General features: G+C 61.9%; 37 protein-coding genes, 1 other RNA gene and 1 pseudogene. 6 read left to right on the forward strand and 33 right to left on the reverse strand.

Translation table 11 applies throughout. The features are described from left to right. Nucleotides 1–3: 3 nt before the first annotated feature. On the reverse strand, nucleotides 4–402 hold the full coding sequence (locus GL4_RS13805) for a hypothetical protein (protein WP_156137618.1): 399 nt from the start codon (nucleotides 400–402) through the stop codon (nucleotides 4–6). A gap of 417 nt (nucleotides 403–819) precedes the next feature. Between GL4_RS13805 and GL4_RS13815 the strand changes: the two genes are divergently transcribed. Genes GL4_RS13815 through GL4_RS18265 form a run of 3 tightly spaced genes read left to right on the forward strand, consistent with a single transcriptional unit; the run spans nucleotide 820 to nucleotide 1,957 of the window. Beyond that, on the forward strand, nucleotides 820–1,263 hold the full coding sequence (locus tag GL4_RS13815) for a GIY-YIG nuclease family protein (protein ID WP_082025676.1): 444 nt from the start codon (nucleotides 820–822) through the stop codon (nucleotides 1,261–1,263). Continuing rightward, nucleotides 1,260–1,703 carry a GIY-YIG nuclease family protein gene (locus GL4_RS13820; protein WP_045368365.1) on the forward strand — a complete coding sequence of 148 codons (444 nt, stop codon included), beginning with the start codon at nucleotides 1,260–1,262 and terminating at the stop codon, nucleotides 1,701–1,703. The genes GL4_RS13815 and GL4_RS13820 overlap by 4 nt, the downstream gene beginning before the upstream one ends. A 14-nt stretch (nucleotides 1,704–1,717) precedes the next feature. Continuing rightward, nucleotides 1,718–1,957 carry a DUF551 domain-containing protein gene (locus tag GL4_RS18265; RefSeq protein WP_425283199.1) on the forward strand — a complete coding sequence of 80 codons (240 nt, stop codon included), beginning with the start codon at nucleotides 1,718–1,720 and terminating at the stop codon, nucleotides 1,955–1,957. Nucleotides 1,958–2,053: 96 nt separating this feature from the next. Here the strand turns inward: GL4_RS18265 and GL4_RS13825 are convergent, their stop codons facing one another. The 4 genes from GL4_RS13825 to GL4_RS13845 all read right to left on the reverse strand — a co-directional run bounded on the left by GL4_RS13825 (nucleotide 2,054) and on the right by GL4_RS13845 (nucleotide 3,998). After that, nucleotides 2,054–2,446, reverse strand: a complete 393-nt coding sequence (locus GL4_RS13825) for a hypothetical protein (RefSeq protein ID WP_045368367.1) — start codon at nucleotides 2,444–2,446, stop codon at nucleotides 2,054–2,056. A gap of 4 nt (nucleotides 2,447–2,450) precedes the next feature. Continuing rightward, on the reverse strand, nucleotides 2,451–2,738 hold the full coding sequence (locus tag GL4_RS13830; protein WP_045368368.1) for a hypothetical protein: 288 nt from the start codon (nucleotides 2,736–2,738) through the stop codon (nucleotides 2,451–2,453). Then, nucleotides 2,726–3,664, reverse strand: coding sequence for a glycoside hydrolase family protein (locus GL4_RS16925; RefSeq protein WP_052464570.1), 939 nt, complete (start codon nucleotides 3,662–3,664; stop codon nucleotides 2,726–2,728). The genes GL4_RS13830 and GL4_RS16925 overlap by 13 nt, the downstream gene beginning before the upstream one ends. A 70-nt stretch (nucleotides 3,665–3,734) precedes the next feature. Next, nucleotides 3,735–3,998: a hypothetical protein gene (locus GL4_RS13845; protein ID WP_156137619.1), complete on the reverse strand. Its 264-nt coding sequence runs from the start codon at nucleotides 3,996–3,998 to the stop codon at nucleotides 3,735–3,737. Between the two features lie 162 nt (nucleotides 3,999–4,160). On the opposite strand from GL4_RS13845, the gene GL4_RS13850 reads away from it, so the two are divergent. Further along, nucleotides 4,161–4,748: a sulfotransferase family protein gene (locus tag GL4_RS13850; RefSeq protein WP_156137620.1), complete on the forward strand. Its 588-nt coding sequence runs from the start codon at nucleotides 4,161–4,163 to the stop codon at nucleotides 4,746–4,748. Here the strand turns inward: GL4_RS13850 and GL4_RS13855 are convergent. The 12 genes from GL4_RS13855 to GL4_RS13910 all read right to left on the reverse strand — a co-directional run bounded on the left by GL4_RS13855 (nucleotide 4,745) and on the right by GL4_RS13910 (nucleotide 17,108). Continuing rightward, complete coding sequence (locus tag GL4_RS13855; RefSeq protein ID WP_172653360.1) at nucleotides 4,745–6,043, reverse strand: sialidase family protein; 1,299 nt, start codon at nucleotides 6,041–6,043, stop codon at nucleotides 4,745–4,747. The two genes, GL4_RS13850 and GL4_RS13855, sit on opposite strands and share 4 nt — an antisense overlap. 98 nt (nucleotides 6,044–6,141) lie before the next feature. Further along, a complete protein-coding gene (locus tag GL4_RS13860; RefSeq protein ID WP_045368374.1) occupies nucleotides 6,142–6,645 on the reverse strand; it encodes a hypothetical protein in 504 nt (167 codons plus the stop codon). Between the two features lie 5 nt (nucleotides 6,646–6,650). Beyond that, on the reverse strand, nucleotides 6,651–7,667 hold the full coding sequence (locus GL4_RS13865; RefSeq protein ID WP_045368375.1) for a hypothetical protein: 1,017 nt from the start codon (nucleotides 7,665–7,667) through the stop codon (nucleotides 6,651–6,653). Between the two features lie 3 nt (nucleotides 7,668–7,670). Beyond that, nucleotides 7,671–8,759, reverse strand: coding sequence for a hypothetical protein (locus GL4_RS13870; protein ID WP_045368376.1), 1,089 nt, complete (start codon nucleotides 8,757–8,759; stop codon nucleotides 7,671–7,673). Between the two features lie 54 nt (nucleotides 8,760–8,813). Further along, nucleotides 8,814–12,551 (reverse strand): host specificity factor TipJ family phage tail protein, encoded by a 3,738-nt coding sequence (locus GL4_RS13875; RefSeq protein ID WP_045368377.1) that lies wholly within the window; start codon nucleotides 12,549–12,551, stop codon nucleotides 8,814–8,816. Then, nucleotides 12,541–12,960 carry an NlpC/P60 family protein gene (locus tag GL4_RS13880; protein WP_045368378.1) on the reverse strand — a complete coding sequence of 140 codons (420 nt, stop codon included), beginning with the start codon at nucleotides 12,958–12,960 and terminating at the stop codon, nucleotides 12,541–12,543. The genes GL4_RS13875 and GL4_RS13880 overlap by 11 nt, the downstream gene beginning before the upstream one ends. Then, nucleotides 12,932–13,288, reverse strand: coding sequence for a hypothetical protein (locus tag GL4_RS13885; RefSeq protein WP_045368379.1), 357 nt, complete (start codon nucleotides 13,286–13,288; stop codon nucleotides 12,932–12,934). The genes GL4_RS13880 and GL4_RS13885 overlap by 29 nt, the downstream gene beginning before the upstream one ends. After that, nucleotides 13,285–13,722 (reverse strand): hypothetical protein, encoded by a 438-nt coding sequence (locus GL4_RS13890; protein WP_045368380.1) that lies wholly within the window; start codon nucleotides 13,720–13,722, stop codon nucleotides 13,285–13,287. Before GL4_RS13890 ends, GL4_RS13885 begins: the two co-directional genes overlap by 4 nt. 28 nt (nucleotides 13,723–13,750) lie before the next feature. Beyond that, nucleotides 13,751–14,224 carry a DUF1833 family protein gene (locus GL4_RS13895; protein WP_045368381.1) on the reverse strand — a complete coding sequence of 158 codons (474 nt, stop codon included), beginning with the start codon at nucleotides 14,222–14,224 and terminating at the stop codon, nucleotides 13,751–13,753. Between the two features lie 2 nt (nucleotides 14,225–14,226). After that, complete coding sequence (locus GL4_RS13900; protein WP_045368382.1) at nucleotides 14,227–14,739, reverse strand: hypothetical protein; 513 nt, start codon at nucleotides 14,737–14,739, stop codon at nucleotides 14,227–14,229. A gap of 1 nt (nucleotide 14,740) precedes the next feature. Then, nucleotides 14,741–15,172 (reverse strand): hypothetical protein, encoded by a 432-nt coding sequence (locus tag GL4_RS16930; protein WP_052464572.1) that lies wholly within the window; start codon nucleotides 15,170–15,172, stop codon nucleotides 14,741–14,743. Nucleotides 15,173–15,176: 4 nt separating this feature from the next. Then, the gene (locus tag GL4_RS13910) at nucleotides 15,177–17,108 is read right to left on the reverse strand and encodes a phage tail length tape measure family protein (protein WP_052464574.1); all 1,932 of its coding nucleotides are present in this window, start codon (nucleotides 17,106–17,108) and stop codon (nucleotides 15,177–15,179) included. Between the two features lie 68 nt (nucleotides 17,109–17,176). Here GL4_RS13910 and GL4_RS13915 point away from each other — a divergent pair, with 68 nt between their 5' ends. Further along, complete coding sequence (locus tag GL4_RS13915) at nucleotides 17,177–17,590, forward strand: hypothetical protein (protein ID WP_045368383.1); 414 nt, start codon at nucleotides 17,177–17,179, stop codon at nucleotides 17,588–17,590. A 127-nt stretch (nucleotides 17,591–17,717) separates the two neighbouring features. On the opposite strand, the pseudogene GL4_RS18270 reads toward GL4_RS13915, so the two are convergent. The 8 genes and pseudogenes from GL4_RS18270 to GL4_RS13955 all read right to left on the reverse strand — a co-directional run. Beyond that, a pseudogene (locus tag GL4_RS18270) lies at nucleotides 17,718–17,831 on the reverse strand (phage tail assembly chaperone); the annotation flags it as partial. A 26-nt stretch (nucleotides 17,832–17,857) separates the two neighbouring features. Further along, the gene (locus tag GL4_RS13925; protein ID WP_045368384.1) at nucleotides 17,858–18,322 is read right to left on the reverse strand and encodes a hypothetical protein; all 465 of its coding nucleotides are present in this window, start codon (nucleotides 18,320–18,322) and stop codon (nucleotides 17,858–17,860) included. Continuing rightward, nucleotides 18,322–18,738, reverse strand: coding sequence for a hypothetical protein (locus GL4_RS13930; RefSeq protein WP_045368385.1), 417 nt, complete (start codon nucleotides 18,736–18,738; stop codon nucleotides 18,322–18,324). Before GL4_RS13930 ends, GL4_RS13925 begins: the two co-directional genes overlap by 1 nt. A 32-nt stretch (nucleotides 18,739–18,770) precedes the next feature. Next, nucleotides 18,771–19,232: a hypothetical protein gene (locus GL4_RS13935; protein ID WP_045368386.1), complete on the reverse strand. Its 462-nt coding sequence runs from the start codon at nucleotides 19,230–19,232 to the stop codon at nucleotides 18,771–18,773. 12 nt (nucleotides 19,233–19,244) lie between these two features. Further along, nucleotides 19,245–19,658, reverse strand: coding sequence for a phage tail terminator-like protein (locus GL4_RS13940; RefSeq protein WP_045368388.1), 414 nt, complete (start codon nucleotides 19,656–19,658; stop codon nucleotides 19,245–19,247). Nucleotides 19,659–20,312: 654 nt separating this feature from the next. After that, nucleotides 20,313–20,618, reverse strand: a complete 306-nt coding sequence (locus GL4_RS13945; RefSeq protein WP_156137623.1) for a hypothetical protein — start codon at nucleotides 20,616–20,618, stop codon at nucleotides 20,313–20,315. A gap of 100 nt (nucleotides 20,619–20,718) precedes the next feature. Then, complete coding sequence (locus GL4_RS18275) at nucleotides 20,719–21,009, reverse strand: DUF551 domain-containing protein (RefSeq protein ID WP_425283176.1); 291 nt, start codon at nucleotides 21,007–21,009, stop codon at nucleotides 20,719–20,721. Next, nucleotides 20,975–21,214: a hypothetical protein gene (locus GL4_RS13955; protein ID WP_156137624.1), complete on the reverse strand. Its 240-nt coding sequence runs from the start codon at nucleotides 21,212–21,214 to the stop codon at nucleotides 20,975–20,977. Before GL4_RS13955 ends, GL4_RS18275 begins: the two co-directional genes overlap by 35 nt. Before the next feature lie 204 nt (nucleotides 21,215–21,418). Here GL4_RS13955 and GL4_RS13960 point away from each other — a divergent pair, with 204 nt between their 5' ends. Continuing rightward, a complete protein-coding gene (locus GL4_RS13960; RefSeq protein ID WP_244462625.1) occupies nucleotides 21,419–21,586 on the forward strand; it encodes a helix-turn-helix domain-containing protein in 168 nt (55 codons plus the stop codon). On the opposite strand, the gene GL4_RS13965 is transcribed toward GL4_RS13960, so the two are convergent. The 8 genes from GL4_RS13965 to GL4_RS13990 all read right to left on the reverse strand — a co-directional run bounded on the left by GL4_RS13965 (nucleotide 21,583) and on the right by GL4_RS13990 (nucleotide 26,050). After that, nucleotides 21,583–22,596 (reverse strand): hypothetical protein, encoded by a 1,014-nt coding sequence (locus GL4_RS13965; RefSeq protein WP_045368397.1) that lies wholly within the window; start codon nucleotides 22,594–22,596, stop codon nucleotides 21,583–21,585. The two genes, GL4_RS13960 and GL4_RS13965, sit on opposite strands and share 4 nt — an antisense overlap. A gap of 333 nt (nucleotides 22,597–22,929) precedes the next feature. After that, nucleotides 22,930–23,261: a transfer-messenger RNA gene (gene ssrA / locus GL4_RS17270) on the reverse strand. 7 nt (nucleotides 23,262–23,268) lie between these two features. Next, on the reverse strand, nucleotides 23,269–23,484 hold the full coding sequence (locus tag GL4_RS13970) for a hypothetical protein (RefSeq protein WP_156137625.1): 216 nt from the start codon (nucleotides 23,482–23,484) through the stop codon (nucleotides 23,269–23,271). 17 nt (nucleotides 23,485–23,501) lie between these two features. Continuing rightward, nucleotides 23,502–23,876, reverse strand: a complete 375-nt coding sequence (locus GL4_RS13975) for a hypothetical protein (RefSeq protein ID WP_045368399.1) — start codon at nucleotides 23,874–23,876, stop codon at nucleotides 23,502–23,504. Then, nucleotides 23,876–24,403: a DnaT-like ssDNA-binding protein gene (locus tag GL4_RS13980; RefSeq protein ID WP_052464576.1), complete on the reverse strand. Its 528-nt coding sequence runs from the start codon at nucleotides 24,401–24,403 to the stop codon at nucleotides 23,876–23,878. The genes GL4_RS13975 and GL4_RS13980 overlap by 1 nt, the downstream gene beginning before the upstream one ends. A gap of 9 nt (nucleotides 24,404–24,412) precedes the next feature. Further along, entirely contained in the window at nucleotides 24,413–24,580 is a 168-nt protein-coding gene (locus tag GL4_RS17600; RefSeq protein ID WP_156137626.1) for a hypothetical protein, read from the reverse strand. A gap of 36 nt (nucleotides 24,581–24,616) precedes the next feature. Then, complete coding sequence (locus tag GL4_RS13985) at nucleotides 24,617–25,000, reverse strand: hypothetical protein (RefSeq protein ID WP_045368400.1); 384 nt, start codon at nucleotides 24,998–25,000, stop codon at nucleotides 24,617–24,619. A gap of 66 nt (nucleotides 25,001–25,066) precedes the next feature. Further along, nucleotides 25,067–26,050, reverse strand: a complete 984-nt coding sequence (locus tag GL4_RS13990; RefSeq protein WP_045368401.1) for a major capsid protein — start codon at nucleotides 26,048–26,050, stop codon at nucleotides 25,067–25,069. Nucleotides 26,051–26,119: the final 69 nt, after the last annotated feature.

Consider the following 26,119-nt stretch of genomic DNA (forward strand, 5'->3'; position numbering starts at 1 on the left):
GTGCTAGATCGCCGTGTCTGTTTCGCAAATGACGGTGTCGCGGTGTCCGCATTCCGGCATCTTCCAGGCGATCACCTCACCGGTCCGGGTATCGACGATCGGCACCGGGCAAGCGACGCGCCACGTCCGGTACGATGAACCCTTGTGGGCCTGATCCCAGGACACTCCAAGCATGATCGATGCGCGCTGGCAGCGTTGCCGATTGAAGGGTTGTGCCGCTGCACCCATGGCTTCGGCTTGGTCGAATAGCTGAACCTCGAGGCGCCGGCACTGCATCATGCCGTGTTCGACCTTCCAGTCCCGGTTCTCGTGCCCTGTCCATCCTGCATTCTGATCCGGTGGGCCTGCAATGAAGGTCTTGCATACGATCAGCGTCACTATTGCTGGCATGGGCACTGGCATGGATTCCCTCCTAGCGCTCGGTGAGTTGCTTGGTCATGGGCTTAAACCAGCGTGACCTTGAAGCCGGGATCGATCTCTTTCATTTGAACCCCCTTGGGTGATATGTATTGACTTCGATAGCTAAGATATGCATAACATTGGCGCATGCTGGCGTCAAGCTGGTAAACATGGACCATAAACACGTTAAGATGAGCGCACGACAGAGCAGGACCGCCAGGGCATGGCTGGGCTGGAATCAGGCGGATTTGGCCGAAAAGGCTGGATGTGCGACCAGGACAGTCATGGATTTCGAGCGGGACGCGCGGAACACCGCAACAGGCAGTCAGGTCCTCATCCGCATGGCCTTCGAACGCGAAGGCATAGAGTTCGTTGACGGCGGGCTAGTGCTAAAACCGTGAGTCAGAAAGGCAAGCGCAAGTGACTGGCATCTATGTGATTAGCGACGGCCCGGAACGTTGCAAGATTGGTGTTACCAACAATCCCAAGATGCGCCGCAACGCATTGAAGCCAGAGGCGCACGGAACTCTCACAATCGAATTTGTGCGCGACTGCGGTGCATTTAGAGAGGCAGTCGAACGAACCGCCCACAGCCTACTTAAAGAGAAACGAGACTGTGGCGAGTGGTTCCACGTCACCCCGCGAGAGGCAATTGAGGCTGTAACTCACGCGGCTGATGTTCTCAATGTCTGCCTAAGCGACTTCTCCCTGCCCATCAAAAAGAAGCTTGCCCTTATCCCTGCCGACTTGTGGGCTGAGATCGAGCGGATTGCGAAGCGGGACCACAGCGGTGTAGCGAGCAAGGCGATCATTCACATGATCCGCACTTTCGTTGAGGCGGACCGAAAGGAGCGGAAGAAGTGAGCGTCGTTTACGCCATCAGTAACAGCGAGAACGGCCAAGTGAAGGTCGGCATGTCGCACAATCTGGGTAAGCGAACGGCAGAACTGTGCCGGCCAGCACATTGCAATCTAATCTTCTCCATTGAATGCAAAGAACCGAGGCTGACAGAGCGCGTTGCCCACTTATTGCTGAACGGATATGGTCGCGGCGGGGAATGGTTTGCCGTGACCGAGGACCAAGCGGTTTACGCAATCAAAAAAGCCTATGCCGACGTGATTGGTCCGCGAGAGTTGGTCGCAAAACTTGAAGGGCCAACCTTAACGCTCCGCGCCGATCCAGAACTGCTTCAGTTGATCGATGATTGGCGCCGGGAGGAACCCGACCTCCCCGTGCGGTCCGAAGCCGTGAGACGGATGCTCAAGGCTGAAGGCGAGCGCCGCCAGAAAGGACGCAGGAAATGACCGAGTGGAGGCGGATGGAAAGCGCGCCGAAGGATGGAACGCATGTAATCTTAGCTGTCTCCGGAGCGTACACGTCCAAGCAAATCGTCGGGGAAGCGTACTTCAACTCCGAAGACCACGAAGAGGACGGCGATTGGTGGTGGGCAGGAACTAGTTCTGGTGATTACTACGCACAGTCCTTCAAAGAAGCTGCGTGGACCCCAACCCACTGGATGCCACTGCCTAACCCCCCGTCAAAAGCAGCGCAAAGATAAAGAACACGGCTAGTACGACAAGCACGATGGATATGGGGCGTAGGTCGTTTGGGACTTTGCCCCGCACCACGGGTCCAGGGTCGTCGGGCTGTCGGTTCATGACTTCCGCTTCCAAAGCGCGGCGACCTGATACAGGAAGTAGAAGCCGACAACGGCCATCACCACATTCCAGATGTCGGACGACAGCGCATCGGTGCGGCCTCCGGTCCACTGACCGAGAGCTTTGTCCCAAACCAGTATCTTCCAGAGTAGGATGCCGACAGGCATAGCCAGGAAGGTTCGCATCTTGGCGTTCGGGCTGTCGGAGGATTCCTCGATGAGCACTTGCTTCTTGGCCTTCAATGCCTCGATGCGCTCGTCGTACTGCATCCGCTTTTCGTCCGTCTGCGCTTGGGCTTTGGCGACTTGCGCGCGCGAGATTGCGTCCGCGACGCGTTCGACCGGATCAAGGAATATCTTGAGCGGGTTCACCCAATCGAGAAGAGACATTGGCCTAACCCTTCCGGCCCATCGGCGTGTTGGTGTACTTGCGCCACAGCGCATTCATTGCGCCGATCGCAAGGGTCAACGCGAAAGCGGTCTTCTTGTCGTAGACGGATGCCCACGGAACCCCGACGAGGTATTGCAGAAGCTCGCCAACGTAAGGACTGACGACGACCAGTCCGCCAGCAAAGACATTCGCGGCGATGGTGCGCCATCCTTTCGGGACAAACGTCCACGCCATGATGGATGCGACCGAAACAACGCCAAGCGCTAGAATGATGGATGTTACCCAATCCATGTCAGGATCCTTTCTTTGATGTCGCTCCGGAAGTGCCAGACGGCGTAAACCGCAGCCGCGACACCAACGAGCACCGCGACTTGAGGCCACGAGAAACCCGCCATGAGGGTTACAGGAACCGTTGCGATGCCGACCGCAGACGACGCGACAGCGACCTGCTCTGGGCGATCCGCGTAGGCTTGGTCGATTGCTTGGCTCGTCAGCGGGCCCAGGATGCCGTCAACGACAAGACCTCCGTTCGTCCGCTGGAATTTCTTGACCGCGGCTGACGTGCGCTTGCCCCATTTGTTGTCGATGGGACCTGGGTCGAAGCCGAGGTCTGCTAGGCGCTGCTGATAGTGGCTGAGCGGCTTGAAGTCCGGGCCCTGCTCGACGGGACCAGAAGGCTTTCCGTCTTCCAGTATTTGGAGAACATTGACGCGGCGGCCCTTAGACCAGTTCACCCGACCAGACGCGTAAGCGGGATACACCGTGGCGTACCCGTCGCCGTACTTGCCGTGCCGGAACAGGTCCGCTTCCTTCCGGCGTCTACCGATAATTTCCGGGGGCTTGTTCCAGTACAGGATTCGGGCCCTGGCCGTATCCAACTTCCTGCCGACCCAATAGGAGACCCATGAAGCTCGAGCGATAGCGCCCGTGTTGTAGTGGAACGAAACCGCCGCATCGTATTCGTGCTGCTTGACGTTCGCGCCGCCGATCCGGTTATCGACGCCGCGCTCGTACTTGGCGATGTCCTTGACGAACTGCGCCATGACTTCGCCCATCGGACGTGCTACGCCTTTCGTCATCTTGGCGGGGTCAGGATCGCCTGCGTATCTGGTATGGCCGATGCCCCAAGTCCAGACGCCAACGCTGTCCTTGTAAGGCATCTGCACAATACCTTCGTGGCTCGCGATTTCCGCAAGCCCGCGCTTGGAGACCTTCATGTCTCACCTCATCGATTGTGGTGTGGGGAATGCCGCCTGTGGCGGGGTCTAGAAGTCAGGGAGCGGGGGTTTAGCGGGGCGGCTTGTCCCGGTGCCGCCACATAAGAAAGCCCTTGAACAAGAGCAGGCCGACCGACAGGCACGCACCTGTGGCAGTGGCAGTCTTCAGGACCATCTCGGACCAAGCGTTCATGGTCGTGAAGTCCGGCACGGTCGTCGCCGCCACATACGACCCGATGGAACCTGCCCCACCCCATGCGGCAACTGCCGCCGTGCTCATCCGGTCAATGGATTCCGAAAGACGGTCTAGGGCGTGATGCATCATATGCTGCACGGCGCGCTCCCCCGTGCTTCAATCGTTAGTCTCATGGCATGGCCTCCCTGCTTGAGGTTGTGCAATGGGAAGAGACGCGGGGGCGTCTCAAGCGCCCTCGCGTCTCGCTCGGATCAGCGCTGCTGGCCGGAAGCCACGCCCTGAAACTGTGGGTACAAGACTATGCGATTGAGTGACCGTCACCGGTTCGTCTTCATTTCAAACCCGCGATGCGGCAGCACGTCCATTCGTCAGATGCTCGATCCGTTCTCCGACGTAAGGTCGAAGACGCCGCCCCCTGTCCCGTGGCTACACCACCACGCCGGGGCCGATCTGATCGAGGCGGGCATGAAAGAGACCGGGCGCAACCCGGACGATTACGTGTTCCTCACGACCGTCAGAAACCCGTGGGCTCGCGTGTTCTCGGCCTACAAGTTCGGGCTCAAGAACCCCAACTCGACCTGGCACGCGCCGGCCGTTTCGGAAGGCTCGGTCAATGGCTTCGTCCAGCACCCGCATGTGATCGGCAAGATGCGCGGGCATGCCCTCGAAAGCAAAGCCACGAAGCGTGTCAGAGTCTTCCGCATCGAGGACCAAACGGACGAGCTGCTGACCCTCGCGTCCTCGATTGTCGGAGAGTCCATTTCTCTCCCCCACGTCAACACGACTGAAGACAGCAGCTATACGGACGCCTTCACCGAGGCGAATGCAATCGGCCTCGTGGCCGAAATCTTCGCATCGGACATCGCGTTCGCGGGCTACCGCTTCTAGTCGCAGAGGATGTGGTCTTTCGGGAACTTGAACACCCTCACGTCGTCGTCGTGGTCGGGGTGCTTGTCGTTCATCACGAACAGATAATCGTCGCCGACCTCGATCGGCGCCGGCCCCTGCATTCGCCGCGTAATGTTCATCTGCGCGACAATTGCTTTTGGACCTTTGTTCCAGATGATCTTGCCCGGCACCGTCGGACTTTCCTCGCCCGTGTAGATCCAATACGTGTTCCGCCCGGCTCCCAAATCCTTGTAGGTGTTGTTGTGGACGCCGAGCAGCCACTTCCCGTTCCCGGTGTTCTTCACCCAAGGCGTAGCTCTGGGATGCGGAACAGGCCTCCCCGCTGCGCCATCCTCGCGCTGCGCCCAGCCCGTCGTGATGGACTGCTCGTCCGCCGAAATCCTGAACTCGGCGAGATAGCCGGCGTCCGTCCGAAACACCCCGTAGATCCGGCCGTCGTCAAAGAAATCGAAGGCAGGCTCTTCGTTGCTGTCCCCGCCAGCGGCGCTTGAGCCGTCCGGCAACAGGTTCGGCGCCGTCATCCCGTAGTTCCCGTCGGGCAGGAACTCGATCTTGTCGAGCGCGTCCGTGGCGTTCAGCGGGAACTTGAGGATGAAGGCTTCGCTGTCGTCCCACGTCTTGCCCCACAGGACCTTGCCGCGCTTCGCATAGGGTGCGTAGAGCCAGCCATTGCGGACGCGGGTCGTACCCGGAGGGAACCAGGCCAGCTTGTGCAGCCCGCCAAAGGGATTGCGATTGTCGGCGGCCGTCGGCTGATAATTGGCATACCCTGGAGGCAGAACGGTGAGCGTCTGGCCCTCGTCGTCCGAGTATTGAAGGCGCGGCCAGCCGATTGCGACCACCTTTTTCGAGGTCGCATCGCGGTCGTTGTAGGGAATCTCGCGGACATTGTTCTTGTTGAACATGCCGATGAACCAGAGCCGATCCGCAGCCGGATCGTAACTCGGCATCCACCAGGAGCTCTCCGCCATCGACGGCGGGTCGATGTCCTGAATGAAGGACCACGTATCCCCTCCGTCCGTGGACTCATAGATCGCGGCGTGCTGGTCGGGATCGCCTTCCTTAACCGCGCTTTGCGTGACGGTCAGGATGATCTTTCCGGAAGGAAGAACCGCTAGACCGCCCACTTCTCTGTAGGTGCCGTTGGTGACGACAATGCCGTCCCTGTCGAAATCCTTGGCGTAGAGCGGCGGGCATGTCTGCGCCGCGGCCGGGAAAATCGGCGCAGCAAGAAACAGTGCCGCGCCTAGAAGGCGAAACAGGTGCATCTTCATATCCAGTCTTGGTTGTGAAGGTTCGTAAATGCTCGGCCAGATTTGCATCTGATCCGCGATCATGCAATCAGAGATTGGCCACCTACAACGCACAGGTGTCAGGACGGCTTGCGAAGACCCAAAGCGAGGGCAACGTCCGCAGCCGTGATTTCCGCGTCGGACTTGGCGGCTGCGATGCGCCGGAAGGCCCCCTCTTCCGCGGACACGCGCCTCTGCTCTTGCGCCTTGAGAGTTTCGTCTTCGACCCAATCCCCGACCCGGCGATCGAACTTCACGTGACGCGACGGCGGCTTCTTTGCCGTGTAACCCTCCGGAATTGGGCCGTATTTCGGGTAGCTGGTTTTCCCGATCTTCAGCACGACCGCGACGCCGGTTTCCTTGTCATAGACGGTGTGCTTGTGGTGGTTCTCTTCGTAACGCCACGATTGCGCGGCGCGATCGAAGACGCGCATATACCCCTTCTGGGGCTCCGGCGCGGGAACCCCAGTCAGGCTCTGGTGGCCCGTCTCCGGCAAAATCGGGGAACCGTCTTCGCGAACCTTGGCGTCGTACTCGGATAGGTAGGCGCCGGTCTCGGGATGATATCTGTAGATTCTGGCCATAACCCTCACCGAAAGTAGATGCCGACGAGCACGCCGATCGCGTTCACGCGGATTTCGTCGACGCTGTCGGAATAGGTCGGATCGTCCGCGGAGGCGGCGAATGTGTAACTGTAGCGACCGTCGGCGCTGCCGGAGGCCGGCCGGTTCTCTTGGTCCTTGGTCCTGCTCACGGCGCCGGTCGCCGTGCCGGATCCGTAGGCCGTCACCTCCGTGAACGTCGCATCGATGTCGGGTGCGCCGTCGGCCTGCACTTCGCCGACATCGAGATCCGTGCCGTCGGCCGCGCGAAGGCTCTTGTTCGGGCCGTGCCAGTCGGGAAGCGCCAAGCGCTTGTGCGCCGCGAAGTCGGCCGCAGCGTTCGCTCCGTATGTCGAGGCCCCGCCGCCGCTGTCATAGATCGCGTAGGTTCCGTTTGCATTCCCGACGGCCCATCGCTTCTCGAAAAGCGGCCATGTGTCGTCGTTGGCCCTCGACGTGGCGCCGGACGAGCCGTCGCCGATCGTCAGACCGTCGCAAGCAAGGCACGAGTCTGGCAGCGTCAACTCGTCGGCGAAGCGATAGCTGCCGATGCGCTCGGCAATTTGCGCTTCGAGCGCGGACGTGTCGCCGAACCTGACCTCGACCCACTGCACCCCGACACGCTTGAGAACCAGCGGGGTCGACGTGCTCAAGGCCTTGTTCGCCGCTCCGGCCAGACTGACCTCTCCGTCGGCGCCGGCGTTGAGGTGCTGGACGGTGACGGTCCGCGCGGCGTTCTCGGCCCAAAGATAGACGATGGCCCCTTCGCTCAACGTCGTGATCGCCAGCGTGTCGAGCGTATCGGAGGAGTCGTCGCTCTCGGTATCGATCGTATGCAGCGCCGAGACGGGCGTGACGGCGCCGGAAGCGATCGTCAGTTCCGACTGAGCCGCGCCGCCGGGCATCTCTTTTTCGCGGGCGAGCACGTCCTCGAGGAACTGCTTGGCCTCCCCCTCCGAGCGGTCGCCCGACGAGATGTAGTTGGCGTCTTGGAGATCGGTCATGGATTAGAGCCAGAGAATTTTGCAAGCGACGATGGAGGGTTGCAGCAGCGCGACGGGCACGCTGGCGGCGAGGGACGCGGACGATGTGTTGCCGGTGACGTCCAGTGTTCCGGAATAATTGCTGTTGCCGGACACGGAGCCGTTGTGGTCGTGAACGCCGTCGGTCGACGTGTTGGGGCCGCTTTGAACGGATTCGGACTTCCAGCCGGTGACGCGAGGGCCGCCGCCACTGGCCGCGCCCCCCGTAACCAGGTCGCGCGGCTTGTGGTTGTGGCCGCCCGCGTTGCTTATCGAAAGGTTGAGGCTGATGTAGTGGCGGTGATTCTCCACCTCCAGCGTGCCGTCGGCCGTGTGGTAGTGCTCGCGCAAGGGCACCTGCGCATCCGCCAGCGTCACGTCGTCGGCGCCGCCGGTATTCCCGACGGACGATGTGTCCAGATAACCGCTGTCGATCCGGCTCGTCGGCGAGGAGTCGCTGTTCTTGCCGACGATCACGCGCTCGCGCGCGTCGGGCACGAGGATGTCGGAGCCGGACACGAGGCCGGGGCAACGGGCGGCCAGGTCGGGGTTCTCCGCCGCGTCGAGCGTCTGGCCGTACATCAACACAGATCTGGGATAGATGTCGGTTTCGTCGCCCCAAAAGTCGCTGCTCGCGCCTGTCGGTCCTCCCGGCAGAAGCGTCTCGACGAGCTGGCGCCAGCGGAGACCGGACCGTTCGAGGATCAACCGCGACCGGTTCTGCAGCAGAATGTCGTGACCGGCGAGCGTCTCGATCTGGCCGTCGCCGCCGGCGAGATGCTTGACGACGACGAGGCGCGATCCGTCGGCAGGCTCCAGGATCAGCCAGCGGCCGTCTTCGATATTCGTGAGCAGGATATTGGCGAGATCGTCCGTCGACGCGGCGGCTTCCGTGTCGACCGTATGCCGCGCGGAGGTTGGCGTGACGTTGCCGGCGGCAATGGTGAGCGCGCTCACAGGACCGGCGCCGGCACCTTCGGCAACGAAGTCACGCAGATCCTCGAAAGCGTCCTTCATCTGCTGCTGGGTGCGCCCAGAATTGGACAGGTAGCCGCTGCCCGGCAATGCGGTCATCGTTTCAAATCCCTGGTTGTCGGGGTTGTCCCGCGCGAGCGCTTCGGAGAGAGATCAGTAGCCCTGAACGGTCGCGTCCACGTTGCCGGTCACGGCCAGATTGTCCGCGTCGAAGCATTTGATCAGCGGTCCGGCGGAGGCATCCTTGTCGATGAACTTCGCACTCACGGCGTCGCCGCCGTCGTCTTGCAGCGTGAGGCTGATGTTGAGGATCCGCGTGAATGATTCCGTCAGCGAGAGCCGCGTGCCGCCGGCCCCGATGGGCACGTCGTTGAACCGCTCGAGCACGTCCGGCACGTCCTGCCGGACGGTGAACTCCGAAATGATCGGCCGCATGGCGCCGCCGGCGGCGGTGATCCGGAAATAGACCCGCTCGCGCTTGAGCGCGGCGGCCTTTCCCGGCCACGCCCGGTAGTCCGAATCAGCTCCCCACATGGGTTTGCTGTCGTCCGCGTTCCACATCTTCTGCGTCGAGGAACCCCACATCGGCGTATCGCCGTTGCCGCGGTACTGAATCTGATACGAGGCAGCCTGGATGACGATGTCGAGACTGATGTCCCCTCCGAGAAGCGGGTTCGGGACGAAGAACGTCTCATAGGTCATCGCATTGTAGATCGACGTCCAGAAGACCGAGCTGCCGTCCGCATCCCAAAAGATGCCGTCGTCGCCGTAGGCCCAAAAGCTGGCAGCGTCGGTCGCCTTCAACGCGCCGGCATCGAGAATGCCGTTGGCGAGGGCCGCCTGAGCGGTGCCGATATAGTAATCGTGGTCCTTGTAGTCCGTCTCGAGAACCACGTTGTCGACGATCGTATCGCCGAGATCGACCACGATCACGGCCGCCTCGTCGCTCTCCCGGTCGCCGGAGTCGAACGCCTTCAGCAGCAGCGTGAACGTACCGCCGCGCAGATGCGATATGTCGAACCGCGTGTCGGAAATGAACGCTTGATGGGCGAGATCCGCGTCGGCCCAAGTGTACCGCTGGCCGCGATGGAACCGAAGCTGGAACCCCTTGAAGTCGAGCGGCGGATCGTAATCCCAGACCGCATAGTCGCCTTCCAGATAGAGCGCCTCGACCCCGTCCGGCGGAGCGGTTTTGCCGATGACGAAATAACCCGCCTGCACGAACCAGTCGCTCGTCGCCCCGGGAACGTCGGCGTCGGCCGTCGCCACGCGTCGCAGCCGGATATCGTAGGTCTCGCCGCCGATCACCCCTTCGATGATCACCTGGTCCTGCAGGCCTTGCGAGATCGAGGGCCCGTAGTCGTCCGCGTCCTGGTAGCGGATCTGCGCCTCGAGAACCGCTTTATTGAGAAACAAGCCTGCAGGCGGGCGGGCCGTGACGACGACGCGCTCGGCGACGGAGCCGTCGTCCCCGCGCACCGCGACGGTGATGTCCGATTGGATCGTCTCGATCTCCGGAATGTCGGGGCGCAGACTATAGCGCGGCAGCCGCGTGATCTGGCTGTCGAACGCCGGGATCGCACCCTCGCTCGCGTCCTGGATCGCCGGCGCGTGATCGACCAGCGTCAGCCGCGCCGCCAGATCCTTGACCGGCTCGATCGCCTTGACGACGAGCTCGACGCTCTCGCTGCCCTGCAGACCGAACAGGAACAGGTCGCCGGCTACGGGCCCATCCTCTTCGGCGACCGTGTCGGCGAAGGTGAGGACCGACACGACGCCGGGCGTCGTGGTCAGGTTCACGAGCAGCGACTGGCTCGACTGGTCGGCGAGGCGGAACCGGGCAACATAGGATTGGCCCTCGACCATCTCGCACGGCTCGTCGACACGGACCGAGACGATATTGCCGCCGGAGACCGCCACCTGCGTGACACGGCCGCCGGGATGATCCGACCAAACCGGAACGTCGTGAGCGACGGAGACGAGATCACCCCGGGTACAGACCAGGTTCTCGAAATCGCAATAGAGCGTGTAGACCTCGGGCCGGAGCTGCGCGACCGCCATGTGGTAGCGCGCCAGCTTGTAGGCGTGCTCGTAACTCGTGACCCCCGGAAACTCGATCCCCTCGAACTTGGTGGCGTTCGCGGCGTTGTAGCCGTCCGCGTAGACGAAGGCCTCGTCCTGTTGGTAGTCCTTCGCCGCGTTGACGAAGCGGACGCGCCAGGCATGCGGCGTGTCGTCGAAGACCTTCTGCCCGGAGAAGCCCCACGAGTTGCGCGGCGTGAAATGCTGCACGACGAGGGTCTTTTCCTCGTCGATGAGGACGGCCCACTTCCCGTCACGCCGCGTGATTGAGCCCTTCCCCACCGCCGCGACGTCGGCCAGCGTTTCCAAGACCGACGATCCGAAGTCGCGGATCTGATCGAACGAGAAGCCGTGGGTCGTGCAGTAATCGGAGAAGGCCTCGATCGAGTCGAGATCGATACCCCCGTCGCCAGCCGGCTCCGGGTTGGCGGGGCCCTGCAGCACATGGCGGATCAGGTCGCCGGGGTTGCGGCTGACCGTGCTTTCGTTCCAGTCGGCCCCGTCCCACGCGGTCACCTTGGACTTCACCAGGCCGCTGAGTTGATCGACAGCAGAGTTCAGTTGGCCAGTGGCCTTGATCCGTATAGCCGATTTCGCGAGCGGCTTCTCGAACTGGAGCGGGTCTTCGTTCGTGAACGACCGCATGGCCGCCCAAACGACGGCGTCCTGCACACGGACATTGCTTGTGTCGTTGGTGAGCCGCCGCAGGCGCACGTCCCATTTGCCGCGCGACGGCGTGTTCCACGTATAACCTCGATAGACGGCACTCGTCCTCGCCTCGTTAACGGTCAGCGTATTGACCACCGTGAAGCTGCCGCTGCCGGCCGACCGGTAGGCAATCTCGACTTGTACGGTGCGCCGGGTCTTCTTGCCGTTCTTGTCGAACTCCACGAGCCCGCCCGGGAAGGCGATGTCGACGCTGATCCGATCCGTGTCCGATGGCGTCGTGCGGGTCTGGCCGCCGGCCGCCTTAGTCAGCGCGATCGACAACGGTAACGACGTCTCTGCGCGCGGATAAAGGCTGAGCTTCGAGTCCCCCGGCAGCCCTTCGCGGGTCTGCACCACGACGCCCTCGAACTTCCCGATCGGCGTGTCCCCGATGCGGATGTCCGACACCGAAAGCGGCCCATACCCCCACACGACCAGCATTATTAGATATTGCTGGTTGCCGAGGATCTCGGTGTAGGTCCGGGCCCCAAGCGGCGGCACCATGCGATGCTGGCCCAGCACGCTCGGCACAACGCCGAAAGGCTGCGGGGCGTTCCTGGCGCCGGATATCGAATAGTTCGGGCTCTCCTGCGAAGCACTGCTCGTGCCGGAGATCCCCGCAACGGAGCCTCGCGACGGAAGTCCGGCCGACCCGCGCGGCGGCACGAGGGCATTCACGGCCAGAAGGCCGGCTGTCCCCACCAACCCGGTCGCGATGCCGGTCAAGCCGCCGACGCCGACCGCGCCGACCAGCGGCGTCGCCGCCAACAGGGGGGCAACCAGCGGGCCCGCGATAAAGGCGACCGCGATCACCGCGATCGTCAGGACGGTCCGGAGCGTATCCTTGCCGCCGCCGCCACCGCCGCCACTGCTGCCACCGCCATGGACGGACACGGCGACCGTCAGCCGCGTGCCTTCTTTCGGCCGCACGCGATGCAACATGTCCCGCGGGATCTCGATGTCGCCGGCGAAGACGCGCAGCGGGAGAGACACCGGCCCGGAGACGCCGGTCAGCATCTCCGCGATCGTCAACCCCGCCGGCGCCTCCGCGAAGACCGGGGCATCGAACGGATGCGGCTTGGCGACGATCTCAACCGACATGCCGGTAGAATCCCTCGATGCGGCGAGCCCATCTCAGGCCGCCATAGTCTTCGACACAGGTCCCGGATCCGCGCAGCGTATGCAGCATCTGCCTTTTGCCCACGATCAGGCCGACATGGCACAGGGCGCCGCACACCCGCATCAAGGCGACGTCCATGACCTCAGGCGCATCGTGGCGCTGCCAGGCGCCGTGACGTTGTTCGAAAAGCGCCTCGATCTCCTGGCGCGCTTTGTCCGAGCCATAACCGCCGAGGCCGGAAGGAAGATCGACGCCGGCGACATCCCGGTAGGCCAGCCAGATCAACCCCCAGCAATCGAGACCGTCATAGGAGCGCCCGAACGTCTCGAACGGCACACCGATGACGGCACGGGCGAACTGCTCAGGCGTCAGCAGCGACCGAGGAACCATCGGGCCGAGTCTTGAGCGTTTTTAGGGGTTGTTCCGCCTCCAACTCCCGGCGGATACGCATCTCTTCGCGGAGCGCCTGCTTGTAGGCCTCGAGCTCCAACGCCTTCAGCTCGTCCGGCGTTTGCCGGACGAGTTGCCCGCGCGGCATGACGACCTCGCGGGCGCCGCGGGGGTCATCCACGTGGACCGTCGAGACGTCCGGCGGGAACAAGGCGGTGTAGCGCTGGTTGTTGACGGTTTGCTGCTGCCACAGCCACCCCTTCGAGAGGTCGACGATCACGACCTCGCCGTGCTCGTCCGTGCAGCGGACCCGGATCGGGAGCGTCATTTGCCGCGCTTCTCGACCTGGCCCAGCGTTTCCTTCATGCCCTCGACGTTTCGGACATGGGTCCGGTGCAAATCCTCGGCTCCGGCTTTGTCCATCAGCGCCACATCGAGGCGGCCGACTGCCCGCTTGCTCGCCTCCAGGAACTCCCCGTCCGTGTCGAAGTCTTCGCGCCGGATTTTGCCGACGGCCTCGTTGGCCTCGTTCAACTCGCGCGCAGCCACCTTCTTGCGCGTCTCGCCGTCCTTCGCGAGGCGCGTTTGCGCCTTGAGATCGCCCGCCCTCCCCTCGAGCCAGACCTTGAACTCGTCGAAGGACTCGAAATCCTTGCGGCCGACCTTCACGTCCTCGCCGTCGACGGTCAGGATGGCCTCGAACTTCTTGTCGTCGGGGATGTAGATGTCCACACCCGAGTGATTGAACTTGCGAGCGGTCATTGCTCGGTCTCCTGTTCTGTCCAGATGGTTAGAAGAGCCCGGGGAACGCGCCGGGGCGGAACCGCCCGGCCGGATAAGGTTCGCCGCCCAGACTGTCCAAGGTCAGTTCGCCCTCGATCGTGAGGGCGTCGTAAGACACGTTCTTGAGATCGAACCCCGAAAAGCTGGCCTCAATCGTGTCCGGCGACGACGCCAAAGCGACGGCCAGCGTCACGGTCGGCGCGCCGCCCGAGGCGTTCCGGATCGAGGCGACGATGTCGCGGTGCACATTGTCGATCTTGACGGTTGCCCGCGGCGGCCCATGCTCCGGCTCCGTCGGCAAGGTGAGCTCGAACGGATAGGCGACGAACGTCTCGCCATTCGAGACCACGCTTTGATCGTAGTTGACGACCCGCACGGGAGTCGCGATGTCCGCGTGCTCGATCGTCACGAGGACGATCGGCGCTTCGGCCGTCTGCTGCGCGAACACCGCCTGCAGAAAGGGCAGGCTGACCGTTCTCACGGCTAAGCCTCGCTATGATACTCAGCCGTCACCGCGACATTACCGGCGCCGGACGTTTGCACCTGCAGCTTCTTGTCGGCCGTCGGCAGTTTGAGCTTCTTGAAAGGGATCGACAGCGTCTGGTTGGCCGCCATGTAAAGTTTAAGGATCGTGTTGCCCGACGTTTCCTCGAGCAGCTCGACCGTCAGCGCCGCGCCGGTGCTGACGATGAGCGAGTCCAACACGATACTTTGACCGGCGGTCGGCGCATCCGTCACGTCGGCGGGGGATCCGCTCGCGTCCGAAGAGTCGAAGGCCGCGCCCGAGACGCCGAACGCCGGGGTCCAGGATGGCCCGGCATCTTGCACAACGGCCGACCCATCCGCGAGCCCGCTTACGATCGCATCGATGACAGCCTTGTCCTCATCCGACAGCACGACAGGCCGGGACGCGCCTTCTGCAGCGCGGCCAGGTGTGAGCGGCTTCTCCAGCGGAACCGTCTGACCGTCTGAGTCACGAGCATTGAACGTCGCCATGTTAGATATCCTCTAAGAAAATCAGATAGCCGCTGTTGCCAGAGACGCCGAAGTCCATGTCGATGAAGGTCAGCGCTTCTGCACTGCCCAAGAACTCGACCTGCAGGACGGCGCCCCACAGATCTGGCGCAATCTCCGACCACTTGGGCGCGGATACGAAACGGAATGATCGCTGCTCGAGCGTGCGGGGATGCACGTAGTCGAACGGCAGCGCACCGCCGCCCAGCGTGTTCTTGTAGAACGACTCCAGTATCGCGACCTGCGCCTTGGTCATATGGAACGCCAGCGAAATCGTATCCATGCCGGCGGAGAAGCGTCCGCGCATCTTCGCGGGCCCGGCATCCATCGAAGTGCGCAGCCGCGTCTCAGCCAATTCTTCCTCGTAGCCGTCCCGCAGCGGCAAGGTCGGCAGCGACAGGGGCCATTCAGCCATGGGGTTAGCGCTCCCGGATCGGAGCGCGGCCCCCGAGTCCCTGAACAGCCATATTCGACGCGCTTCCAGCGCGGCGAATATTCTTCGCGCTCATATCGTCGAGCTCCAGCGTAATGTCCCGGCCTGGCCGGCCGCCGGGGGACGTCCTCTGAGACTTCACGTCCTGCGGCGTCCCCTTGTTGACGATCGTAATGCTGACCGGACCGGAACCGCCGCCATTCGGAACGATCGCCCCGGACGCACCGGGGACGAACAGTTCGGGTCCGCGCTCGCCGACAAGGTAAGCGCGACCGCTCGACACCGGACCGCCCGCAGCACGGGCGCCGCCAAACAGTCCGGTTAGGAGGCTGCCGAGCCCCCCACCGCCCGGGGAGGCAACCCCTGCCGTCGCGAGACCGGAAAACAGCCCGTCGATCAACTGATCCGTCGCCAGATCGAACAGCTTGTCCTCGATCTTCTGCAGCGCCTTCTCCGCCGCGAGGCCAAACGAATTCCAGGCAGACTCGCCATCCTGCAGACCGGCACGCATGTCGGCGAAGAACCCCCGGCCCGTTTCCTTGGCGAAGTCGACGGCGGCCTTGTACGCCGCCGTCGCCGCCTCGGCAGAGGCCATAGCCTGCGCCAAGCCGCGCAACTGTTCGCGTTGCGCCGCCGACAGCGTAATGTTGTCGTTGGCCGCCTTGTTCAGAAGGTCTTGCTCGTACCGCATTGCCGCAGCGGCTTCCGAGGTCATGAGGTACGTGTCGCGCTCAAGCTCTTGCTTGGCGATAAACTGCTCGGCGCCACGCGTGATATCTGCGTAGGATTCGGCCGCCTTCTTAGCCGCCTTGTCCGCCTCCGCACCAACGCCGATGAAACCGTCCGCGAGTTCACGGAGTCTATCGGCCGCCGCAGACGCGCCGGACGAAATCGCAGACGTGAAGGCCCCGATATGGTCCCCGCCGGTCGGGAGCTTGAACCCAGATAGGTTGGCGGCCTCAAAATCGGTTCCTGGAAGTTTATTTAGCGCGCGGATTATCTTATTGACGCCAGTTTCCACAAAACCAACTGCCGTGTTGAAGGCACGCGCCACAATGTCGATGAGGTAGTTTCCCCAATCCTTTATGGATTTCACGAGGTCAAAACCAAAGGCTTGGTTGATCTCGTCTCGAAAGATGTTCAAAGCCGCAACCGCTGCCGTGATACCGAGGACAAACGCGACAGCAGGATTTGCAGCCGCAAACGCGGCGGCCATACCGAGTGCCGCCACCGCCGTGCGCGACAAGAGCGCGATGAGCGAGACAAGGCCCGTCACAACAGACGGTGCATAGAGAAGGGCGATAGCTGCCGCTGCCGCTACTGCGTAGGGACCGATGACCTCCAGCGCGCCTGCAACACCGTAGAGTGCCATCTGTCCGGTTGCCGCCCAATCGACCATCTGCAGACCGGCGGTCACAAGAGCCGTCACGCCGATCACGGCGAGCGAGAGCGGGGACAGAACCGACACGAAAGCGGCACCGAGGGCCTTTGCAGCCCCAGCCGCCCCCAACGGCCCCAGCACGGCGCTGATCTGTGTGCCTTGCTGCAAGGCCACCTGCAGCGGGTTAGACATCATCGCGGCCGAGACGCCAACGTCCTGGAACTGCGCCGCGAGGTTCGCCACACTCAATCCGCCGCCACGGAAATTCTGATTGGCGGCACGCATCGCAGCGCCGGTGCGGGTAATCGCGCGGGCGTTGTCGTTGGCAGCGGTTGTGGCGCGTGTCAGGGCCGCCGCTTCTCGTTCGGCCGCGCCAGATACCTGCTGCGCCGACGACGCAGCCTGACGGTTGCCGCCGGCCAGTCGTTCCGCGGCACCTTCCGCGCGCTGAGCCGAAGTCGTCAGCTTATCGAGGCTGATCGTTCCCTTTTCGACTTGGGAGGAATCGACCGCAAGACCGAGGGTCGCTTGCGTCATGGCTTGCCTCCGCCTCGTTCGTGGTTAATATCCATGCCCGCGCGGGACAACCGGGAGGGGAACGCTAAATGCGCTTCGCTATCGCTATCGGCTTGCTCGTCGTGACAACACCCGCATCCGCTGACGAATGCGCGGACAAGTACAAAACCGCCGCCAACGTCGTGACTGAACACGCCTCCGCGGCCCATCTGTGCCGAGACACGTTCGGTTCATCCGGACTACTAACCGTCCGAACTGAGATAGAGTCGCTGCTCATGGCCGCCGGTACGCCGGTTGACGAAGCCACCGTTGGCGCGGACCAGATCTTGAAACAAGCCGAGGCCGAGTCCGCACGCCAAGACCTAGGAGGCATTCCGGCGGCCGCAAAAGAGCGCGCCTGCCTGACCCTCGACCTTGATCTACAAACCAAGTTCAAGGTGGCTCTTGCGGCCTACCGGGTGTGCCTAAAGAGCCGCGCTAAACCCGCCCCAGCCCAGCCTTGAGCATCGCCGGGGTCAACGGTTCGTCGTGAACCACGTCCCGTTCTTCCTTGTCCGGGTCGTTCACGATCTCAAGGTAGACCGCATCCATGGCACGGACGCACTGTAGAAGGCACTCAAAGTCGTCAGCGCTTGAAAGCCCGTTCCATGCCGCATAGCCCACTATGGCGCTGTACGGCACTGGACCGGCTCCCCAGCCGACCTGACGATCGGTCGAGAGTTCCCAGAACGCTTCTAGGAAAATGTCGGCTCCAGGTAGGAGGTCCGGCGCTACTCCGCCGCCGCTTTCTTCGAGGTGCCAGCGGACGGCGGTACTGAGTTTTTTACCAGTTCCTCCCGAGGCCCGCTGCTTTCATTGTCGACGACCTGCGCCGCCCAGATCACGGCGTCCAGGAACGGCCGCCACTCCGGGTCGGTCAGCATCGTATAGGCGCGGTCCTTATCGTAAGGAACGGCCTCGCCGCCGTCGCCTTCCGTGATGCCGTCCCAATCGAGCAGGACGGCCTCGTGCGCCGCCTGACCCATGATACGGATCACAGTCTCGGGAACAAACGTGCCGTCGCGTTGACGCTCTGCCTTCGGAACGGCCCGGCTCAGGCGCGCGAACGCAGCTTGATACGTCTTGGACCCGAGGCCGCGCACTTTAAGCCGAAGACCGCCCATCTGCGGGATGTCTTCGACCCACTGGCCGGATTCAACGGCCTCCGTATCACGCTTGAAGCTTCGAATGTCCATTACAGCGTGACGCCTGTGTTATTGAAGTCGACGTCGATGATTGCCGCGGTGGTGGCCACGCCGACAATGATCACGTCGTCATCGGTCGTGATGTCGGATAGAGGCGCGATGCCTCCGGGATTGGCTGCCGACAGCGCATAGACAGTTCCCGCGACAACCGTGCCGCCAATGGTAATCTTGCCCTTGGTGAGAATGGACAACGGCTGTCCGTCGCTCGCACCATTCAAGGCGATGGCACTGGCGTTCTTGACCTCTTCCGTGCCGCTGTCGGCGTCGGCGGCCTTGTATTTGCCGGTCGAGGCTTCCTTGTAGAGTGCCATGCCGGCGGTGATCGTGCCCCCGGCCTTGTGGCCGTGGCTAACCCGCGCATCGCCAGATGCCAGCACGTTGGCCGGCGTAATCGAAACGTCCGTCATGTTTCAGTCCTCCTGGGGAGAGTTGCGACCCGCTACGCGGCGTCCTCAACAATGTTGGAATTGAGTTCGACCGTGGCGTTGATCTTGTCGATCGTGTTGGCGCCGCCGCCCGCACGCTGCGAGGTCATGGCCAGGGCGATGAAGTACCAAGTCTCACCGGACGCCCATTCGATCTTGAAGGCGTAGTTGCTCTTGTTGGCCGGCGCAGCCGCCGCAAGGAACGCAGCCTGTCCGGGGTCGGATGCGACCTTGACGAACACGTTCTGCATCGAGCCCGCGTTCGACGTGCCCTTCTGCTTCACGTCGCGGCTCGTGTTGATAAGCTGCTCCGTGATAAGCTCGGCGACATCGCCGACGGCGCCGCATTGCGACCATCCGTCAATCTCGGCCCAGGACTCACCGGCAAAGTCACCGGCAACAAAGTCAGTCGATTGGCGGGCCTTGACGCCGCCGATATAAATCTTCGATCCCGCGACGGGATAAAGGTCTGCCATTGGAGTTCTCCTTTAGGGTAGACAGCGCCAGGGGATTACCACTGGTATTTCGCAGTAGACCGGCCCCTGGTCGTCGCCAGCTACGCGTGGTTCCTCGGTGATCCAGATGCGGATCCCGTCGTAATTGATCTGCGTGTTGAACTTGAAATGGTCCCGGATCGTGCCGGCGAGTTCGGACGGCGCTACGATCCCGGCCCCTACCGGCCAGCAGACAACCGCCATGAATATCCCGACCCGCTCGGGCTCTTTCCCGCCGCCGATGTGATGGTTGACGGGCTGGTTCTTGGCGATCGTCAGCCGGACATAAGGGCTTCCGTCAGGGTCGAAATTGATATTCGGATAGGCTACAGTCACGCCCGCGGGGAGGCTGATCGCGCCGAAATGCGTGAGCAGCCCGTTGATGATCTTGGCCTCGATATTAGCCATGCGAGGCCCCACAAATTTGGAGACGCGATGCCCCGCCAGAAACTATGTGCGATCCCAGACTGCAATAAGCCCCGACAAGGACGTGAGTGGTGTTCTGCGCACTATCGCCGGTGGCGCGTCCACGGCGACCCGCTCGGGAAGGCCCCGTCCTGGAGCAAGCGCCTAAAATGGTTGCACGAACACAAGACTTATGACGGCGATGACTGTCTGATCTGGCCATTCTTCCGAACACCTGACGGCTGGGGCTACATGGTCTTTCGCGGTAAGAGCGGCAAGGCATCGCGTCACATGTGCATCCTGGCTCATGGCGAGCCGCCCACGCCCCAACACGAGGCAGCGCACTCGTGCGGAAACGGTTCACAAGGCTGCGTGAACCCAAAGCACTTACGCTGGGCGACAAGGTTAGAGAACTTGGCGGAAATCGATTTGCACGGACATCGCGTAGTCGGCGAAGACAGCGTTCACGCAAAACTCTCAGAAGACGACGTGAGACAAATACGCTCCATAAATGGAGCAATGCCCCACCGGGCGATTGCCCACCTATACGGCGTCACACACTCGGTTGTTCAAAAAGTCATCAACCGACAATCGTGGAAACACGTTGAATAGGCACTCCCCGACAATGCCAAAGCTCACGGATTAGGGTGTTGTGGTCTAGCGGAGGCCGCGCTTCTGGATCACTTCGGACTCGACGGCCTTCACGATCTGAGGCCATTGCTGCGCGGCGAGATCAACGAACAAGTATTCGAAGCGATAATTCACGTCCCACGCGTAAGTCGCGGTGTAGCCGATGTACAGGGTCTCACCGGGGACCATCGTGGCGATAACTGCCTCGATTGGGCGCTCGTCGTAAAAGTAGATCTGTTTGCCGGTGTACTTTTGACCCTGCCGGTTCATGACCGGCATCACAGTTTTCGACACCCTGAGAGAGTCCTGCAAGAACCCGGTTAGGATCGCCATGTCCCCGCCTTCACTGCGCGGCTTTTGCATTACCTCAACGACCCGGCGCGTGGACTCCCTCAGAATGTCTTCGATAGCGTCGTCTGCGTCAGCCGCCCACTTACCTACGACCGCTGAAAAGTTCCCTGGCATTCTCTCGGCTCTCTGTGATCGGAGGCTGCGGCAACGGCCTCCAATGAGAGGCGTCGTGGAACACGGACATCTGGAAGTTTGACCAATGGCCGTTACGCCACCGAACCATGTCCATCCACGTCCCGCTGTCTTCTGTCACCCACACCCACGAGCCGTCTTTCGGGGCCGTGTCGATCGGATACCAGCCGTTGGCGTCAGCGACTCTGTTTTCATCTTCGGGGAGGCTAAGCATGGACGCCTCCCGCATATTTGATGACATCAATCCGGGCCTTCAGCGCCGCTGCCTCGATGTAATCGCTTGGGCGGCAATAGTCCTTGTTCTCGATGCAGGTCAGAGCCAGACCAAGTGCCTTGATCTCACGCTCGGCGCTCAGAAACGTCCAGTTCTCGGTGCGGTCTTCCTTGGCCTCTTTCCAGGCGTGGGACAGCCACTTTCCGAACTCCTTGCGAGGGCTGTTGCCCATGCAACCACGGTTCCACCGTGCCAGTTGCCACGCCCGCTTCATAATATGTGACTTGGTGACGTTCATTTGGGTTGCTCCCTCTGTGTTACCCTATTAATGTAAGGTCACACTAAAGAGGATACAACCCTAAAAATGTCATTTGACCCAAAAAATGTTATTCCGGCGCAGGTCAGAGCCGCTCGGGCACTCCTTGGATGGTCCCAAATGGACCTGGAAGAGGCGTCCGGCGTGGCAAAAAAGACCATCGCGGACTTTGAGCGCGGCGCGCGATCTCCGCACAACCGGACACTCGTGGACATTTGTGCCGCCATTACGGGGGCAGGCGTCGATTTCACCAACGGCGGGGAACCCGGCGTGAAGCTGAAGCGCTAGACCTTTGGCTTGACGACCTCTATCCGTTCAAAGCACCGGCACATCGGGTCAAAATCGTGTGGGGCGTGCATCGAAGGCCCGGAGGGTGTCTGGAAGGGCTCCCGCCAACCACGACCGTCCGCGTTCATTCCAGGGATCAGCCGATGCGTCCGGCGGACCCGCTCGTCTCTGCGGGTCATCCAGAACCGAACGATCTGGTCCTGCCGCACCGTGTTGCTGTCGATTGCCTGCTGCCACGCCTCTTCTTGCGCCGCTGCGATAAGCCTCCAAGCTTCCCGGCCAGCTACAAACCGCGCGTTCTCGAACAGCATCTTACTGACGTAGGCCGTTCGGGCCCGTGACTGGATCGCCGCCGTCAGTACCTTCCCGTCAGCAATGGCCCGCAAGATTACCGGGTCGAACCGTTTATCTCTCAGACCCCTATCCAGAAGCCGTTTCAAAATCGCTGGATCGTCTGAAGCAAGATCGTTGGCGTAAGACGCTACCCATTTAGCATGGCCCTGACCGAGCCCCACAATCCCTCCGACGCGAGTTCTCGTCGTGCGGTCGACGTAACCAATGAGCCGATCCGCAATCTGCCCTGGGCTTGTGCCGGAATCTAGCCCGTCTACTATGGCGTCCCGAACCGCGAGCGCGGCGCTATCGAACACCTGCTGCTGCAAGTTCACATACCGCTCGCGCAACACCGCAACGGAACGCGCCGCTTGAAGCGCAAACAAAAACGGAAACGGGCTATTGCCGTCGGGACTGGCCGGCACATGTTCCGCTGTAGCCTCCCCGCTCTCTGCGTAGGCTTGGGCGTGCACCATCGAAAATTCGTTGAGTGCTGCCGGGTTCAGCCCAACAGCTAGAATAGCCCCCTGAATGTCGCCACGCTCGATAAGGCGGACCAGCACTGCCTTCTTGACCCTGTTGCGGATCTTCGCGAACGCCTCAAGAAACGCTTTGGCTAGTTTCGGTTGCCATTTTGCAACCAGTTCCTCGATATAGCGGGCGGATGGACGGGCCATTGCCTAGCAGCCGCCTCCCGCGCTCCCGCCTTCGCGCATCGTCACCACGTCAATAAACCGAGGCGGACACCCGCGACCGTGCGGGCACGTCCCGCGCCACCAATGCCCAAAACGGAAAACAGTGGTGAGCAGGCATTGCTTAAGGTCGTGCATCAGTCGCCTCGGCTGCGTAGCAATAAAACCAAGACGGAGGCCCGATCACACATTTCGGCTTCTGAACGGCGAGTTCATGGCCTTTCAGGATAACCGCTGCCACCGCGATAAGAGACAGGGCAAAACCGAAGCCGAACACACACCTTGCGGCCCAATCGAGCATTCCGACCTCCAGAAATAGGTGACGGCTTCTGTTGCCCGGTGCCGTCTGACCGCGCTTCAGCTACGCCGCGAGCGGCATGGCCTCGGCGGGATTGCGATTGTCGTTCGCAGTTCCAAGGTTTGACCCGTTGCGGTAGGTCAGGCCGAGCACAGCTTTAATCGTCCTCACGCCGTCGATCCTGTTTCAGGCCCATCAAGAACCGACGACCCCGGCCGTTCGGCACGACGGGGGGCGTTGTTGACGAGGTGGCCAAAGGCCATCGGTTCGTGGTGGACCTGTCCGGTACTGCCCCGGAGTCCGTCGTGCTTCTGACTAGAGGTTGAGTGCCATAATCGCTGCCAATGACACAGCGGAAACTACCGGCGGTCGCCTGTGCGCTCGCCAACAATGATCTGGCGGCCACTGCCCGCGCCCTCGAAGTTCTCGACCGGCCGCGCGCTGCCGTCGTCGGCGATAACGTACTTCATACCGGGCGCAAGACGGTCGAACGGAGCCGGAACCTCTACCCGGATGCTCTTGGGCAGCGGCTTTTCCGACAGATCGATAGGCTTCCACTCTGGTTCGTCGCTCATGCCAAGAGTATAGCCGATCACGCCCTCGCCTGCACTTCCCAAAGCAGCACCGTCCCGCCCGGATTTAGAGGCTTCACGGTCACGATCTCGTAGACGTCAGAGCCGATGACCAGCTTGTCGGACACAAGAGGCTCAACGGTCATGCCTGCGGTACTCACAAGCACCTTGCGATCGGTCGCCAGGATCAGCGTTCCGTCCACTTCCATCTTGCCGTATTCGAGCACGACCAGCGTGCAGTCGTAATCCGTGGTCGTTTCCGTGTCGTCGCTCGGGTCCCAAGGCGTGCCGGGATCGTTCGACCCCGTTACCCTGCGGATCGCGCCGGCTTGACCGAATTTGGCGATAAGCCGTTGGGCCGTTGCCTCCGATTTGGCATAGTCGAACGTCGCCATTACGCCCGCTCCGCACGGCCTACAATGGACGAACCAGAGCCGCCATCTAGAAGCCCGCCGATCAAGTCGCGAACGATTAGGAGAACCGGACGGCTCGCCTCAGCCCCTGTTTGCGCATTGGCATACTCGACTTCGAGCGACCCGACCTTCTCGCGCTTCACCTTATCGGAAAGTGTCACGTCAGGCGTCATTGAACCGGGCGAGACAAGTTCACGCAGGGCGATTTCCGCCGTGGCCTCTTTGACCTCTTTGGGGACTTCCGTGGCCGGTACATACCATCCTTCGGAGTCCTCGACACCATATCGCGGCCAGGCCAAAGCCTGGTCCCTGCCGTTAACCCGCGTGCCTTTCCAGGTGTAAGAATTGCTCAGGATCGATGTTGACCGGCGAATGGCCTGCTCGATCGCATCGTCGTCATAGGACGAATAATCCGTGCCCTTGGCGTCCCAATACGTCTTGACGTTCGCGAGCGCGTCAAATGCGTCCGCGTTGCTCTTTCCAGTTCCATCCTCGACTTCGAGCGCCATAGGTTCGTCCTAGCTCAAATACCGCGCGCGATACCGGCTCGCGTAGGTGTCGCCCTCTTGCTCAAGAGAAGCGGCTTGCTCGCGGAGCCAGTTCGCAACGTCCTTGCGGCCTTCCGGCGACCATTCGCCAGCGTGCTTGAGCGTCAGGACCGCGTGTTCCTTTTCAGTGTTCGCCATCTTGGATACCTCGCGTTGGCGTTGCGGGAAAAACTCTTAAGCGCGCCGGTCAAGCTCTGCCATGATCGCCGCATCGGCGCCCGCGCTGTTGATCACCGGCACGTCAGAAAGCTGGGCCGCAAGCTTGCGCTTGTCCTGCCAGGACATCTCTTGCCAATCGTCGGGGATCTCGACAACATCGCGGCCCGACTTCTCGACACGTGCTTCGGTGAACGTCTTCGGGCGCGGCGTCTCTTCCGTCACGACCTCAACACCAGCCGCCTCATAGGCATCGACCACAGCGGGCCAGTCGCCCACGACGACCACCTTCTTAACGCCGCGCTTGGGCTTCCCGTCGAAGAAGCGAGGGTTCGCGTAGCGCGGGCCTTTCTTTAGACCGCTTTTCTGGGCGGTGTAGATCACCGTGTCTTTCGGCTGCATCGATGTGCTCTCCGTTGAACGTCAAATAGAAAGAGGCGGGCCCGAAGACCCGCCCCTCAATCATCCTTAGTCGACCGATGCGTCACCGATCGTCAGAACACCAGCGGTATGCTTGATGTTCGTCGCCACCTTGTCCCAATAGTCCGCGGTAGCGAGATCGGAATCGTCGGGCGACTTGCCGCCGTTGGCCTCGTCCCAGGTGTAACCCTTGAGGGACAGACCGAACGTATAGTCGACCTGCATCGTGGTCTCGATGCGTTCCTTGCCGTTGGAGGTCTCGATGTTGGTGATCACGTCGCCACCATCGAACACCGTCGCGGCACCCTCAGCCAGAGACAGAACCTTCTCGTAGCTGGTCGGGGAGCCCGCCTCGTACAGAGCCGGAGCATCCGTCACCACGACCACCTTGCCGAGAATGTCAACGACGTTGACGTTGCCGGCCGTAAACAGGCGGGTCGAATTGACGATGTTCTGGCCGATCAGCTTGTGGAACACCGAGCCCGTCATGACCTGCGCGACCAGGGAGGCCGAGTGGTCACCGAACTTGGCGTGCGCCTTGTTGATGTTCTTGTAGCTGATCCCCTCTGCGGGAGACACGGCCGATGCGTCGTACTTCGCAGTGGCCTGATTTTCGACCGCCGTTACGAGGCACAGAATAGCCGTGTTGAGCTGATCCTGAAGCAGAGCCTCGGCAAAGTTGCGAGAGGCAACCTCGACGCCCTCGGCGGTCGGCTTATTGAGCCACGTCATCTGCGACGGCTCGTAGCGGATCGGACCAAAGCCACCGGCGATCTTGACGCTCGAATGCTTGAGCTGGGTCAGATCGGTCGATGCCTGGGTCTCGTTCGTTGCGTAGCGGTCAACGCGGCGCTGGGCCGAGTGGATCGCGGCAAAGAACGACTCCTGCATGAAGTCGCCCTCGAAACCGGCCGTGGTGAGGCGGATCGCACCACCCGACGCGGCGTTGAACTTCTCGACCATCTGGGCGAGAGTTTCGATCGTCGCAGGCATAAAATACTTGTTAAACACCTGCATCTGGGAAAGAGACATGGTTTGGTTTCCTTTCGACTGTCTCGGGTTTTTCCGTTAGGGCGTCCCGCCCTTTTCATCCGCCTCTCG

Origin of the sequence: Methyloceanibacter caenitepidi (assembly GCF_000828475.1) — a bacterium.
GTDB lineage: Bacteria > Pseudomonadota > Alphaproteobacteria > Rhizobiales > Methyloligellaceae > Methyloceanibacter > Methyloceanibacter caenitepidi.